Source organism: Dactylosporangium sp. CA-139066, from assembly GCF_050936175.1.
In the GTDB taxonomy this organism is placed as follows: domain Bacteria; phylum Actinomycetota; class Actinomycetes; order Mycobacteriales; family Micromonosporaceae; genus Dactylosporangium.
Window position 1 is genome coordinate 1,203,310 of the sequence record NZ_JBNJNH010000002.1, and the last position, 13,841, is coordinate 1,217,150.

The following is a 13,841-nucleotide window of genomic DNA, read 5'->3' on the forward strand; positions in this document are numbered from 1 at the left end:
ATCGCTCACGTACCCTGGTGACCCGTGGAAGAAAAGACGCGCGCCGTGGGCGACCTGCTCGCCTTCAACCCTCTCGATGCGAAGGGGCTGCTGAGCACGTTCGGCGTGATCGGCGTATGGCTGATCATGTTCGTCGAGACCGGCCTGCTTGTCGGCTTCTTCTTCCCGGGCGACTCGCTGCTGTTCCTGGCCGGCGTCGCCTCCTCGCCGGCCGCCACCGACCTGCTCACCACGAAGCTGAGCCTGCCGATGCTGCTGATCGGCGCGCCGATCTGCGCGATCGCCGGCGCCCAGCTCGGGCACTTCCTGGGCGCCCGCTACGGCCGGCGGATGTTCGACCGGCCCAACTCGCGGATCTTCAAGAAGGAGTACGTCGAGAAGGCCGAGCACTACTTCGCGAAGTTCGGCCCGGCGAAGGCGGTCGTGCTCGCGCGGTTCATCCCGATCGTGCGCACCTTCCTCAACCCGGTCGCCGGCGTCGTGGGCATGCCGGCCGGGCAGTTCTTCCTGTGGAACGCCATCGGCGGCATCCTGTGGACCGACGGCATCATCCTCGCCGGCTGGGCCCTGGCCAAGCAGATCCGGGACCTGATCCCGCCGGAGAAGATCGACACGTACCTGCTGCCGGCCGTGCTCGTCATCGTGCTCATCTCGGCGCTGCCGATCTTCATCGAGATCTTCCGCGGCTGGCGCGAGCGCCGGCGCGGCCACGGCGCCGGCCCGGTCGACCCGGCCAACGCCCCGACCGAGGTCATCCCGGCCGTGCCGCCGGCCGACCGCCCGGGCAGCCACCGGGTGCGCGACTAGTTCGAGCGGATCAGGGCCTGGAGGAAGATGTTGCCGATCTGCTCCGGGTCCTGAACCACGAACGCCCGGCCGCCCGTCGTCGCCGCGATCGCGTCGAGCTCGTCCTTGTGCACGTCGGGGCCGATGCCGAGCAGCACCACGCGGACCGGGCGGGTCGGGTCGGTGGCCCGCTCCAGCTCGAGCTTCAGCGTCTCGAGGCTCATGCCGGACTTCGAGTTCGAGCCGTCGGTGAACACCACGACGGTGTTGGAGCGGCCCTCCTTGTAGCCCTCCTTGAGCGACTGGTACGCCGCGAGGACCGTGTCGTAGAGGCCGCACACGTCGGTCGGGGCGGCCTTCGCGGCGGCCACGGCCGACGTCAGCCGCGCCCGCTGGCCCCCGTTGAGCTGGGAAACCGGGACGACCTGCTGATGGTCCGCGGCGTACGCCCACAACCCCAGCTCACTGTCGTCGGTGAACAGCCCGAGGCCGTCGGTGGCCGTCTTTCGCAGCACCTCCAGGCGCGCCGGGCCGCCCCGCACGATCGGCCGGTTCATCGACGACGTGACGTCGACCAGCGTCAGCACCCGGGACGGGGCCGTCGTCGCGTTCCAGTAGCCGAGCACCTCACCGATCTTGCGCTCATCGCTCAGCGGCTTGACCTGCGCCTCGCTCTGCGTCACGCCGTGCCCGGCCGGGAAGGCGGCGCCGGTGGAGCCGTCCGGGCCGCGGAAGCCGCGCCGGGCGAACGCGGTGCGGTCGGCGCCGCTCAGCGCGGCCCGCAGCAGCTCGGCGGCGGCAAGGTTGACCGCCGGCTTGGCGCTCACCACCGCGAACGGGTAGTCCAGCGTGGTCGGCGGGTCGAGCGGGAGCGCGGTGACGCCGTCGGCCGCCGACGCGAGCACCTGCTGCTCACTGGTGATCACCGCCTGGCCGGCGGCCGCGTTGCGCAGCAGCGTCGCCTGGTCCGGGGCCAGGGCGATCGAGCGGTACGCCCGGACCATGTCGACGAGCTTCGCCGGGTCGGTGACGATGCTGTCGTACAGCAGCCCGGCCCCGGCCAGCCCGGCGGTGCTGCGCCTCGGGTCGACCGCGCCCATCTGCAACTGCCTGTTGGAAACCCTGGCCAGCAGGGCGCCGACCTGGGCGGCGCCGACGGTGCGAGCGCCCAGGGCGTCGGCGACCGGCCGGCCCGCGGCGAGCACGACGGGGCTGGCCGCGATCGAGGTGACCTGCGCGTCGAACGCCTGCCGGTCCACGCCCTGCACGCGGGTGAGCCACGCGCTCGAGTCCGGAATCCACACGGTCGGCACGTCGGCGTCGGGCGGGGACGGAGCGGCCGAGGCGCCCGGCACGACGGTGCCGCCGGCGCGGGCGGCGAGCAGGCCGGCGACGCCGGCCGGGTCGGCCGCCCTGACCTGGATCTGGAGGCAGTCGCCGCGCACCTCGGGCTTCGTGGCGGCGAACCGGTCGGCGACCTCGCGCACGGCGGGTTCGATCTCCGGGGCGGCGGCGACGAGCAGCTTCACGCCGCCCGAGCACCCTCCGCTGAGCCCGCCGACCACGAGCCCGGCCGCCAGGGCGCCCGCGCCCACAACCAGTGCGACGGCCCCGGAGACGAGAGCCTTGTTGCGCACTCGCACCGTTCACTCCCCCTTGACCTGCGGTTCAACAGGAGGACGAGTGTAAGCAGAAGAAATTTCACGCGGTGGCGGTGGGCGCGCTCAGCCAGTCGGTCGGCAGGGGCTCGACGGGACGGCCGAGGAGCAGGGCGCGGTACGTCAGCCGCGCGGCTTCCTCGAGATAGATGGCCCGCTTGTGCGCGAGCTCGACCGAGTCGGCGACGACTGAGCAGCCGTGCCGGGACAGCACGACGCAGTCGGTGCCGTCGGCGCACGCCTCGGCGGCCAGTGTGCCGACCTCGGGGCGGCCCGGCGGCACGAAGGGCGCGGTCGCCACCCGGCGCAGGTAGAAGGCGTGGTCGGTGGTGACCAGCCGGATGGGCTCGCCGATCGCGTCGAGCAGCAGGACGGTCTGCGGGTGCAGGTGCACCACGGCGTTGACGTCCGGGCGGGCCCGGTACGTGGCGAGGTGGAGCGCAAGTTCTGACGACGGCGCGGCCTTGGCATTGCTGTCAAGTGCCGCGCCGTCGGTGATTCGGATCCGAACGAATGAACCGCGGTCGAGGCGATCGAGCCATGTCCCGCCCGCGGTTACCCAGCATTCGTCGGCGCCGGGCGCCCGGGCGGACAGGTTGCCGCCTGAGCCCACGACGAGTCCGGCCTGCACGACCGCCAGCCCGGCGTGGGCAAGCTGGTCGCGGAGGTCACCGGCCGGGTAGTAGCGCGAAGCCCTACCCGGCGCGATCAGCGAGGCGCCTTCTTGGTCGCGCGCTTGCGCGGCGGGGTCAGCAGGTCGGCGATGGTGCCGATGGCGGAGGGCACGAGGCGGTAGAACGCCCACACACCCCGCTTCTCGCGCTCCAGCAGACCGGCCTCGGTCAGGATTCGCAGGTGGTGGCTCACCGTCGGCTGCGAGAGTCCGAGCGGGGCCGTCAGGTCACACACACACGCTTCGCCGTCGGGAGCCGACTGGATCAGGCTCAGCAGCCGGAGTCGGGCCGGGTCGGCGAGCGCCTTCAGCACGCTCGCGAGACGTTCGGCGTCAGCGCGGTCAATCGGCTCGCCGGCAAGCGGCGAGGTCTGGGGCAGGGTCATCTCAGCCAGCGCAGTTCCCACGTTTTCCATCCTTCCACCAACACCATCGACCCGCCTGCATATGCGCAGGTCCGAATCGACAATTTTTCAGCCCTGTCGGCCGAGGTCGGCCAACGAAAATGCTGAGCGATAGCTCAGCCCCGCGGCGCGAACCGCCTTTTCCGCGCCTCTATCGACGATAACGGCCACACCGACCACCTCGGCGCCGGCCTCTCGCAGCGCCTCCACGGCAGTCAGCACACTTCCACCTGTAGTGGAGGTGTCCTCGACCGCCAGAACGCGCCGGCCGGCAACGTCGGGTCCTTCGATCCGTCGCTGCAGACCATGAGCTTTGTCACTCTTACGGACGACGAACGCGTCGAGCGCCCGCCCTCCGCGAGCGGCCGCCGCATGAAGCATCGCGGAGGCCACCGGATCGGCGCCGAGGGTCAGCCCTCCCACGGCGTCGAACTCCCAGTCGTCGACAAGGTCGAGCAGCACTCGGCCGACCAACGGCGCACCTGCATGGTGCAGCGTCAAGCGACGGAGGTCCACGTACCAGTCGGCAACTTGTCCGGACGACAGCGTGACCCGCCCGTTGACCACGGCGAGGTCGCGTACGAGTTTCAGCAGGTCGTCACGGTCGGTCATGACCGAAGCGTACGCGCTAAATCCCCGCGGTGAATCGATGACCCGCACTCTCGGCCAAATTTAAGGCCGTCAAGTGGACAAGGGCGAATACGAAGGTGATCGCAGCGATCACCACGAGTGACACGAGAGGTGACGGTGACGGGGGATAACGATGCACCGATGCCACTCCGGTGAAACCGAATCTTGCTCTCATTAGATCGTTGCAATGCTCGATGCACGGCCATGACCTGCGGAAACGACCGAACGGCCGGCGCCGGGTCAACCGGACGCCTATGGGAGCGCTGCCATCCGGCCATCATCCGTTTGTACGTGACCACAATCATGTTCGATGCCCCGAGGAAACACACAGCAAACTCAATGCTTGCCCATGTGCACGTACCAACGGATGAGAGGGCGTTACCGTTCCTCGTGCCCGATGCGTCCCCTGGCGTCCCGGGACACGCGCTGGAGGAGACCCCGAGGCGCATGGCGGATGCCGAAGACCGCCAGCTTGTACTTCCACCCGGGCACGCTGACCATCCGCCCCCGGCGCAGGTCCCGCAGGCCGGCCCGGGCCACCGCGCGAGCGTCCAGCCACAGCCAGGACGGCATGTGGGTGGTGTCGATGCCGGCCCGGTCGTGGAACTCGGTGCGGGTGTACCCCGGGCACAGCGCCATGACCCGCACGCCCTGGCCGCGCACCAGCTGGGCCTGCGACTCGCTGAAGTTGGTGACCCAGGCCTTGGTCGCCGGGTACGTCGAGCCCGGCATCATCGCCGCGAAGCCCGAGACCGACGAGACGTTGACGACGTCGCCGCGGCCGCGCTCGACCATGGCGGGCAGGGCGGCCAGCGTCAGCCGCATGACGGCGTTGACGTTGAGCCGCAGCAGCTCCTCCTCGAGCTCCACGGTGGAGCGCAGGAAGGAGCGGTTGAGGCTCCGGCCGGCGTTGTTGACCAGCAGGTCGACCGGGCGGGCCGGATCGGCGAGCCGGGCCGCGACGGCGTCGCGCCCGGCGGCGGTGGCCAGGTCGGCCGGAAGAACCTCAACGGGGACCGGCAGCTCGGCGGCCAGGGCCGCCAGCCGATCCCCGTTGCGGGCCACGAGAACGAGCTCGTGGCCCTCGGCGGCGAGCTCGCGCGCGAAGGCGGCGCCAATGCCCGCGGTGGCTCCGGTGACGAGTGCGGTTCGCCGGTCGGTCACCGCGGCAATCTAGCGCCAGGGGCGCGCTACTGGGTCGGGGGCCCGTATCCGGGCGGGGGCGGGGGGCCCGGCTGATCGGGCGGCGGCGGGAAGCCACCGCCGGACGGGGGCACCGGGGGCTCCCACTCCTGCTGCGGCTTGCGGAAGTACGGATGCGAGGCCGGCAGCGCCAGCAGGATGATCGTCACCAGGATCGCGAGGATCAGCACGATGCTCAGGACGGTGCTGAGCGGCATGTACCAGCCGGGGACGTCGGCGTAGGCGATCCTCTGGTACTCGTCCCACGACGGCAGCTGCGGGTTGGTCTTGCGGGCCTGGTCCCAGATCGCCGAGGCGGCCAGCGTCGTGCTCAGGCCGATGACGCTGCAGCACAGCGCGATGCCGCCGAACACCCAGGTCAGGACCCGCCCTACCTGGTTGCCGCGGCTGACGAGGTAGCCGAGCACCACCAGGATCACGATGATGATGAACCCGATGACCACGCCGACCGTCGAGCCGACGGCGAGGCCGGCGTTGCCGCCGTTCGCCATGCCCGCCTGGTCGTAGACCCGCTTGGTGCCGTCGGCGATCTTCTGCGCGTACAGCAGCGAGAAGATCACGCTGATTACTTCGATGCCCGCGGCGACGAACAGCAGCGTCGCCGCGAGGCTGACGGTCGACGGCCTGGCGCGAGGCGCCGGAGCCGGGACGGAGAAAGACATCGGGTTGGTACTCCTCCCAGGAAATCCCTGCGGATCACCGTATCGATGTCACGCTAATCGCGCAGACGCTCTGCCGCGTACCGGCCGACGGTCGTGCTGCTCATGATGCAGCCGTTGAACGTCGTCACCTCGGCGTCCTGGGCCTCGAGGCGCAGCCAGGCGGCCCGGCCGGCCGCCGCGTCGGCGTGCGTGAGCAGCTCCGCGGCGTAGACCCGGCCGGCCGGCGTCGCGCGGTCGAGGAGGGCCTCCAGGCGGGGGCGCAGGTCCGCGCCGTGCTCGCGCAGGCCCTCCTCGACGGCGAAATACGCCTTGGTGGCGGGCAGGAGGGTGCCGGCGATGCCGACCCCACCGAACGCCAGCGTGTCGGCTTCGGCGAGCAGACGCAGTTCATCCTCGAACGCGTGTTTCTTCCAGAGCATCTGCCGTACCCTCCCACAGCTTTCAGCCCGCGGTCACCGTGAGCGCCTTCTTGTCGTCCGACAGGTCGACCAGCACCCGGTCACCGTCCCTGATCCCACCGGAGAGCAGCGCCTTGGCGAGCTGGTCGCCGATGGACGTCTGAACCAGGCGGCGCAGGGGGCGAGCACCGTACACCGAGTCATACCCAAGACTGGCCAGCCAGTCACGCGCCTGGTCGGAGACCTCGAGCGTGAGCCGGCGGTCGGCCAGCCTCCGGCCCAACGCATTGAGCTGGATCTCTACGATCGCACGCAGATCAGCCTGCGACAATGCGTCGAACACCACCATGTCGTCCAGCCGGTTCACGAACTCGGGCTTGAAGTGGCCCCGCACGGCGGCGATGACGGCGTCGCGGCGCTGCTCCGCGCTGAGCGTCGGGTCGTCCGCGAGCACCTCCGAGCCCAGGTTGGACGTCAGGATCAGGATGGCGTTGCGGAAGTCGACCGTGCGGCCCTGCCCGTCGGTGAGCCGGCCGTCGTCGAGCACGGCCAGCAGGACGTCGAACACGTCCGGGTGGGCCTTCTCGACCTCGTCCAGCAGCACCACGGTGTAGGGCCGGCGGCGCACCGCCTCGGTGAGCTGGCCGCCCTCCTCGTAGCCGACGTAGCCGGGCGGCGCGCCGACGAGCCGGGCGACGGTGTGCTTTTCGCTGTACTCGCTCATGTCGATGCGCACCATGGCACGCTCGTCGTCGAACAGAAACTCGGCCAGCGCCTTGGCCAGCTCCGTCTTGCCGACGCCGGTCGGGCCGAGGAACAGGAAGCTGCCCGTCGGGCGGTCCGGGTCGGCGATGCCGGCCCGGGCGCGGCGCACCGCGTCGGAGACCGCCTGGATCGCCCGCTCCTGGCCGATGACGCGGCTGGCCAGCGAGTCCTCCATGCGCAGCAGCTTGGCCGTCTCGCCCTCCAGGAGCCGGCCGGCCGGGATGCCCGTCCACGAGGCGACCACCGCCGCGATGTCGTCGGCGGAGACCTCCTCCTTGAGCATGGCGCCCGCCGACTGCAGCGCGGTGAGCTCACGCTCGGCCCGCTCCAGCTCGTGCTGCAGGCCCGGGATCGTGCCGTACCGCAGCTCGGAGGCCCGGGCCAGGTCGCCGTCGCGCTCGGCCCGCTCGGCCTCGCCGCGCAGCTGCTCGAGCTGCTCCTTGGTGTTGGAGATCTTCTGGATGTGGGCCTTCTCGTTCTGCCAGCGGTCGGTGAGCGCGGTCAGCTGCTCCCGGCGGTCGGCGAGCTCGGCCCGCAGCCGCTGCAGCCGCTCGGCCGAGGCGGCGTCGGGCTCCTTGGCCAGCGCCATCTCCTCGATCTCGAGCCGGCGCACGCTGCGCTCGACCTCGTCGACCTCGGTCGGGCGGGAGTCGATCTCCATGCGCAGCCGGGACGCGGCCTCGTCGACCAGGTCGATGGCCTTGTCGGGCAGAAAGCGGTCGGTGATGTACCGATCGGAGAGCGCCGCGGCGGCCACGAGCGCGGCGTCGGTGATGCGCACGCCGTGGTGCACCTCGTAGCGCTCCTTCAGCCCGCGCAGGATGCCGATCGTGTCCGCGGTCGACGGCTCGCCCACGACCACGGGCTGGAAGCGACGCTCCAGGGCCGGGTCCTTCTCGATGTGCTCGCGATACTCGTCCAGCGTCGTCGCGCCGACCATCCGCAGCTCGCCGCGGGCCAGCATCGGCTTGAGCATGTTGCCGGCGTCCATCGAGCCCTCGCCCTTGCCGGCGCCCACGACCGTGTGCAGCTCGTCGAGGAACGTGATGACCTGCCCGTCGGAGCCCTTGATCTCCTCCAGGACGGACTTGAGGCGCTCCTCGAACTGGCCGCGGTACTGCGCGCCGGCCACCATCGCGCCCAGGTCGAGGCTCACGAGCCGCTTGTCGCGCAGCGATTCCGGGATGTCGCCGGCCACGATCCGCTGGGCCAGGCCCTCCACGATCGCGGTCTTGCCGACGCCGGGCTCGCCGATGAGCACGGGATTGTTCTTGGTACGCCGGGACAGCACCTGGATCACGCGGCGGATCTCGGCGTCACGGCCGATCACCGGGTCGATCTTGCCGTCCCGGGCCGCCTGGGTCAGGTCGACGCCGTACTTCTCCAGCGCCTGAAAGGTCTGCTCGGGGTCGGCGGTGGTGACCTTGCGGTCGCCGCCGCGCACCTGCGGGAACGCCGCGACCAGGGTCTCCTCGGTCGCGCCGGACTCCTTCAGCAGCGCCGCGACCGCCCCGCCGACGCGGGCCAGGCCGGCCAGCAGGTGCTCGGTCGACGTGTACTCGTCGCCCAGGGGCCGGGCGATCTGCTCCGCGGCCGCGATCGCGTTGGCGAACTCGCGGGCCACGTTGGGCTCCACCACGCTCGCGCCACGGGCGCTGGGCAGCCGCTCGACGGCATGCAGCGCGGCCCGCCGCACGTCGGCCGGGTTGGCGCCGACGGCGCGCAACAGTCCGGCCGCGGTCGAGCCGCCCGTGTCCAGCAGGGCCAGCAGAAGGTGCCAGGGCTCAACGGTCGCGTGTCCGCGCTGGCTCGCCGCGTCCACGGCGGCCTTGATGACCTCGCGACTCTTGGTGGTCAGGCGTTCGGCGTTCATCGACTCCTCGTTCCAGTGCGTCCTACATGAGGTACGACACCCACGAGGTTGAGTCTATTCCACTCAACTCCAGTTTGCGTCACTCAACGGGAGCTGACCGCCACGTGCGCCCAGTCACATGCCTTGGACTTCACCGTGCAGAGCCACACCTCGCCGGACTGCTGGGCGGGGTACCCGAGAATCGTCGTGTCATCGAGGCGCTTCAGCCGGAAGATCAGCCGCGCGCCGGGATCCCGGGTGCGCTGCTGCTGGTCGAGGACCCACACGCCCTGGCTGCTGGCGATCAGCACGGCGCCGCCGGGCAGCACCTCGGCGCTGAACAGCTCGGCCACCTCGCGCATGGCGGTGGCCTCCAGCCAGGTCGAGCCCGATCCCGTGGTGCCGGGCTGGCGCCGGGCGCCGAAGCGCGGGCCGACGAGCCACACGTCGCTGCCGTCCGGGGCGACCACGGGCTTGACGGTGGCGTTGGCGTCGGTGGCGTGCGCGGCGCCCTGGGGCTGCCAGGTGCGGCCCTTGTCGGCGCTGCTCCAGACGGTGATCGCGGTGCCGGCTCCGGGCGTGGCGGCGCCGCCGGTCGGCTGGGCGGTGAGCCACAGGGTGCCGCTCGCCGCGGCGGTCAGGCCGAGATACCGCAAGGCGCCGGACGGGCGGGCCGGCAGCGGGCGGCGCACGCCGTCGTCGCCGACGATCCACGGCTGGGCGTCGGCGCAGCCGCTGGCCGCGGTGTCCTGGCAGCCCACCGAGTACTGCGGGTCGGCGAGGTTGAGCTCGGCCGGCGCCGGGGTCAGCGGGCGCCTGTCCCAGGTGCGCCCGGTGTCCTTCGAGACGAAGTAGCCGTCCGGCGCCGCCTTGATGACCAGCACGTTGCCCCGGCCGAGGTGCATGTCGACGTCCAGGGCGTTGTCGAAGGGGAGCTTGCGCTCGACCCAGCTCGACCCGCCGTCCAGCGTCAGGACCAGGCCCGCCTGGCAGGCCTGGCCGGCCACGCAGTTGCTGAACAGCGCATAGCCGGTGTTGGGGTCGGCGAACTCGACGCCGCGGGGCGACGTGCCCTTCGGGACCGGCACCACGTTCTGGCGGTCGTGGGGGTCCTCGGAGCCGCCCGGGGTGGCGGGGACGTCCTCGTACGAGACGTCGTCGGTCGGCGCGGCCTCGGGCTCGGCGCTCTTGCTCGGCGCGCAGGAGGCGGCGCCCAGCGTCGCGAGCAGGGCCGCGGCCAGCGCGACGGCCAGCGCCCGGCGCCGACGTCTCACCAACGCCAGCGCCAGAATCTGCGCTGGTAACGCACGCGGACGTTGCTGCTGCGGACCTCACCGTTGATCTTGAACGTGATCCCCTGGCCGGAGGCGCCGTAGGCGGCCGGGACCTTCTGCTTCAGCGAGCTCGCGTGGGGCGCGATGTTGTCGATGTCGGCGGTGGCGCCGCGCGGCAGGACCAGATCGACCGAGCTGGAGCGGGCCTCGAGCTGGATCTCCACGACCGTGCCGGTGAAGATCGCCTCGGTGAAGTCCAGCTTGACGTTGCCGGCGCGGGTCTTGATGTACACCCGGCGGGGCACGGTCCATCGACCCTGGCGCTTGAGGTTGGACGCCTGGTTGTGGATCTCCAGCTGATCCGGGACCGACATGGGCCCCTTCTGCGGGAGGTCGCCGACGTAGGGCTCGATGTCGCCGAAGGTGCGCGAGCGCAGCACGCCGTCCACGCGCTCCTCGAACTCCGACAGTGTCAGCCGGCCCTCCGAGACGGCCGCGTTGAGCTGGGCCACCACGAGCTCCCGCTCGGCGTCGGAGATGCGCATGTCCGGACGGTCCGTGCTCACGACGACACTCTAAACCCGATCGTGAATCATTGACATCCTGCGTTTGCTGCCGCGTTTTAGCGGATAAATCCGCATTTTCCGCGGTTTACCGAGCGTGAGGATCCGGTTCGGCTCTTCCCATGCAACCTGGTGGCGGGCTAAGTTGTCGCCGAAACCAGGACCCTGGCGATGTGGCGGCATCGCTCGGTGACTCACGCGCCGGCCACGGGAGCTGATGGTGAGCGTGACACAGGCGGGATTCCGGGGGTTCGAGAACCCGGTCGACCCTACCGCGGCCGAGCTGCGCGCATGGGCCTACCACCCCGACGCTTCGCTGCTGCAGACGATGCCCCCCGACTGGGACCTGCTGGTCGCCGGCGACCGCCTGATCGGCACCCTGTTCGAGCTGGCGATGGACCCGGCCTGCCCGGCCCGCCGCTTCGCGCTGCACTGCCTCTACATCTACGCGGCGGACGGCATCCGGACGCACTTTCGCGCCCACCCGAAGCGCAAGCTGAAGAAGTTCGTGGAGCAGGCCGAGGAGAACGGCGACGAGCTCCTCACGACGTGGGCCCACAACGCCCGAATGCTCCTGGCCCGCCCCGAACTCTTCGAGTACCACGACTGGTGCGAGGGCGGCCTGGTCCGCACCCCCCGCCGCCTGACCTAACAGTCGCGAAGCGCGACAAAAACCCGCGCGGACGCCAGGCGCGCGAAGCGCAACCAAGAACCGCGCCCACCGCGCGAAGCGCGACAAGAAACCGCGCGCGGACGCCAGGCGCGCGAAGCGCAACAAAAGTGGCCGCGCAGCGGCCATGGGGGGTGCGGGGTGGGAACCCCCCGCCCGCGCCCGAGCGAAGCGAGCGCCAGGCTAACTTTCGGACCCCAGGATGGCGCGCGAAGCGCAACAAAAACCCCAACCACCGCGCGAAGCGCAACGAGAAACCCCAGCCACTGCGCGAAGCGCGACAAGAAACCGCGAGCGAACGCCAGGGGCGCGAAGCGCAACAAAAGTGGCCGCGCAGCGGCCATGGGGGGCGCGGGGTGGGAACCCCCCGCCCGCGCCCGAGCGAAGCGAGCGCCAGGCTAACTTTCGGACCCCAGGACGGCGCGCGAAGCGCAACAAAAACCCCAACCACCGCGCGAAGCGCAACAAGAAACCGCGCCCACCGCGTGAAGCGCACAAACGCCGAGGGGCGCCCTAACCAGGCGCCCCTCGAACGTGACCACACCCTTCGCGTGCATCCCGGTCAGCCTCCGGTGTGCACCGCACCATTCCCGATATCAGTGGTGCCCACCCCGCGCGCCCGTCAAACGTTCTTCGACGGCCGCCACACCACCAGCGCCGTCTGATGCTGGTTGGACGGCACCAGATCGCGGCGCGGGAAGCCCGCGGCCTCGATCTGAGCCAGCCGCGCGCGCGTGCGGACCAGCTCGTCCTCGAGCTCCGCTACCCGCTGCCGCAGGTCGCCGACCAGGCCCTCGAGCTCGATGATCCGCTTGATGCCGGCGAGGTTGACGCCGTCCTCCTGGCTGAGCCGCTGCACCTCGCGCAGCAGCGCGACGTCGCGTTCGCTGTAGCGGCGGCCGCCGCCGGCCGTCCGGCCGGGCTGCACGAGGCCCATGCGGTCGTACTGCCGCAGGGTCTGCGGATGCATCCCGGCCAGCCGGGCGGCGATGGAGATGATCAGAACCTTGGCGTCGGACACCGCCCCGATGCTGATGAAGACCTCGCGGTGCTCGCCGTGGTTCGTGGGGTCATCGTTCATAGCTGCTGCGCTCCCGTGCGATCGCGTCGAGCCGCTCGCGAGGAGCCGGCGGCGCCGCGGCCGCATAGTCGGACAGAGCCTGCCGGGCCGCCTCGGACAGCTCGGCCGGCACATGAACATCGATCGTGACCAGCAGGTCACCGACGTTGCCGTCGCGCCGGGCGACGCCCTTGCCGCGCACCCGCAGCGTCCGGCCGCTCGGCGTGCCCGGGGGCACCCGCAGCGTCACGGTCGCGTCGAGGGTCGGCACGCGCAGGTCGGCGCCGAGGGCCGCCTCCGCGAACGTCACCGGCACCGTCAGCGTCAGGTCGTCGCCGCTACGGCCGAAGACCGCGTCGGGACGGACCTTGATGAGCACGAACAGGTCGCCGGGCGACCCGCCCCGCGTGCCCGGCTCGCCCCGGCCGGCCAGCCGGATGCGCTGGCCGTCGGAGACGCCGGCGGGGATCCGCACGTTGATCGTGCGGGTTTTGGTGACCCCGCCCGTGCCGTGGCACTCCGGGCACTTCTCGTCGACGATCGTGCCGACGCCCTGGCACTCGCGGCAGGGCTCGGTGAAGCTGAACGAGCCCTGGTTGCTGCTCACCACGCCCATGCCCCGGCACTTCGGGCAGGTCCGCGGTGACGTGCCGGGGGCGGCGCCGTTGCCGTGGCAGGTCTCGCAGGTGCCGGGCGTGCGCAGGGTGATGGGCAGCGTCGCCCCCTGCACCGCGTCGACGAAGTTGAGCACGACCTCGGTCTCGACGTCGCGCCCGCGGCTTCGGCGTCCGGCCGTCGGGCCGCCGCCTCCACCACCCGAGAAGATCGAGCTGAACAGGTCCGAGAAGCCGGCCCCGCCGAAGCGGCGGTCGCTGCCGGCGCCCGGTGCCCCGCCCGCCCCGCCGGCATTGCCGAAGAGGTCGGTGAAGTCGAACCCGGGGCCGCCCGCCCCCGCCGGGCCGCCGGCCCGCGCGTTGCGGCGGAACTGCCCCGCGCCGAACAGCGACCGCATCTCGTCGTACTCTTTGCGCCGCGCCGGGTCGGAGAGCACGTCATATGCCTCCGACACCGCCTTGAACCGCTCCTCGGCCGCCGCGTTGTTCGGGTTGCGGTCGGGGTGCAGCTCGCGCGCGAGCTTGCGGTACGCCTTCTTGATCTCATCGGTGGGAGCGGATTTGGTGACGCCCAGAACCGCGTAGAAATCCTTTTCCAACCAGTCCTTTGAACTCATTGCGCCACCTCC

Annotated in this window: 14 protein-coding genes; 2 read left to right on the forward strand and 12 right to left on the reverse strand. The window is 71.1% G+C overall.

What is annotated here, in order from left to right; translation table 11 throughout:
• Nucleotides 1-24 precede the first annotated feature (24 nt).
• Entirely contained in the window at nucleotides 25-807 is a 783-nt protein-coding gene (locus ACQEVU_RS50360; RefSeq protein ID WP_433337542.1) for a DedA family protein, read from the forward strand.
• Here ACQEVU_RS50360 and ACQEVU_RS50365 read toward each other — a convergent pair.
• From ACQEVU_RS50365 to ACQEVU_RS50410, 10 genes are all read right to left on the reverse strand, one after another.
• Nucleotides 804-2,429 carry a substrate-binding domain-containing protein gene (locus ACQEVU_RS50365; protein WP_433337544.1) on the reverse strand — a complete coding sequence of 542 codons (1,626 nt, stop codon included), beginning with the start codon at nucleotides 2,427-2,429 and terminating at the stop codon, nucleotides 804-806. The genes ACQEVU_RS50360 and ACQEVU_RS50365 overlap by 4 nt on opposite strands.
• Before the next feature lie 58 nt (nucleotides 2,430-2,487).
• On the reverse strand, nucleotides 2,488-3,156 hold the full coding sequence (locus ACQEVU_RS50370) for a class II aldolase/adducin family protein (RefSeq protein WP_433339719.1): 669 nt from the start codon (nucleotides 3,154-3,156) through the stop codon (nucleotides 2,488-2,490).
• Complete coding sequence (locus tag ACQEVU_RS50375; protein WP_345120737.1) at nucleotides 3,153-3,533, reverse strand: ArsR/SmtB family transcription factor; 381 nt, start codon at nucleotides 3,531-3,533, stop codon at nucleotides 3,153-3,155. The genes ACQEVU_RS50370 and ACQEVU_RS50375 overlap by 4 nt, the downstream gene beginning before the upstream one ends.
• A gap of 57 nt (nucleotides 3,534-3,590) precedes the next feature.
• Complete coding sequence (pyrE, locus tag ACQEVU_RS50380; RefSeq protein ID WP_433337546.1) at nucleotides 3,591-4,133, reverse strand: orotate phosphoribosyltransferase; 543 nt, start codon at nucleotides 4,131-4,133, stop codon at nucleotides 3,591-3,593.
• A gap of 396 nt (nucleotides 4,134-4,529) precedes the next feature.
• Complete coding sequence (locus ACQEVU_RS50385; protein WP_433339720.1) at nucleotides 4,530-5,324, reverse strand: SDR family NAD(P)-dependent oxidoreductase; 795 nt, start codon at nucleotides 5,322-5,324, stop codon at nucleotides 4,530-4,532.
• A gap of 17 nt (nucleotides 5,325-5,341) precedes the next feature.
• Nucleotides 5,342-6,016, reverse strand: a complete 675-nt coding sequence (locus ACQEVU_RS50390) for a hypothetical protein (RefSeq protein ID WP_433337548.1) — start codon at nucleotides 6,014-6,016, stop codon at nucleotides 5,342-5,344.
• A gap of 53 nt (nucleotides 6,017-6,069) precedes the next feature.
• On the reverse strand, nucleotides 6,070-6,435 hold the full coding sequence (locus ACQEVU_RS50395; RefSeq protein ID WP_433337550.1) for a hypothetical protein: 366 nt from the start codon (nucleotides 6,433-6,435) through the stop codon (nucleotides 6,070-6,072).
• A gap of 22 nt (nucleotides 6,436-6,457) precedes the next feature.
• Complete coding sequence (gene clpB, locus ACQEVU_RS50400; protein WP_433337552.1) at nucleotides 6,458-9,052, reverse strand: ATP-dependent chaperone ClpB; 2,595 nt, start codon at nucleotides 9,050-9,052, stop codon at nucleotides 6,458-6,460.
• Nucleotides 9,053-9,135: 83 nt separating this feature from the next.
• Nucleotides 9,136-10,305: a hypothetical protein gene (locus ACQEVU_RS50405; protein ID WP_433337554.1), complete on the reverse strand. Its 1,170-nt coding sequence runs from the start codon at nucleotides 10,303-10,305 to the stop codon at nucleotides 9,136-9,138.
• Nucleotides 10,302-10,871, reverse strand: a complete 570-nt coding sequence (locus ACQEVU_RS50410; RefSeq protein WP_433337556.1) for a DUF1707 SHOCT-like domain-containing protein — start codon at nucleotides 10,869-10,871, stop codon at nucleotides 10,302-10,304. The genes ACQEVU_RS50405 and ACQEVU_RS50410 overlap by 4 nt, the downstream gene beginning before the upstream one ends.
• A 217-nt stretch (nucleotides 10,872-11,088) precedes the next feature.
• On the opposite strand from ACQEVU_RS50410, the gene ACQEVU_RS50415 reads away from it, so the two are divergent.
• Nucleotides 11,089-11,520 carry a hypothetical protein gene (locus ACQEVU_RS50415; RefSeq protein ID WP_433337558.1) on the forward strand — a complete coding sequence of 144 codons (432 nt, stop codon included), beginning with the start codon at nucleotides 11,089-11,091 and terminating at the stop codon, nucleotides 11,518-11,520.
• Nucleotides 11,521-12,160: 640 nt separating this feature from the next.
• On the opposite strand, the gene ACQEVU_RS50420 is transcribed toward ACQEVU_RS50415, so the two are convergent.
• Nucleotides 12,161-12,619 carry a heat shock protein transcriptional repressor HspR gene (locus ACQEVU_RS50420; protein ID WP_433337560.1) on the reverse strand — a complete coding sequence of 153 codons (459 nt, stop codon included), beginning with the start codon at nucleotides 12,617-12,619 and terminating at the stop codon, nucleotides 12,161-12,163.
• Nucleotides 12,609-13,829, reverse strand: a complete 1,221-nt coding sequence (gene dnaJ / locus ACQEVU_RS50425) for a molecular chaperone DnaJ (RefSeq protein WP_433337562.1) — start codon at nucleotides 13,827-13,829, stop codon at nucleotides 12,609-12,611. The genes ACQEVU_RS50420 and dnaJ overlap by 11 nt, the downstream gene beginning before the upstream one ends.
• Between the last annotated feature and the right edge of the window lie 12 nt (nucleotides 13,830-13,841).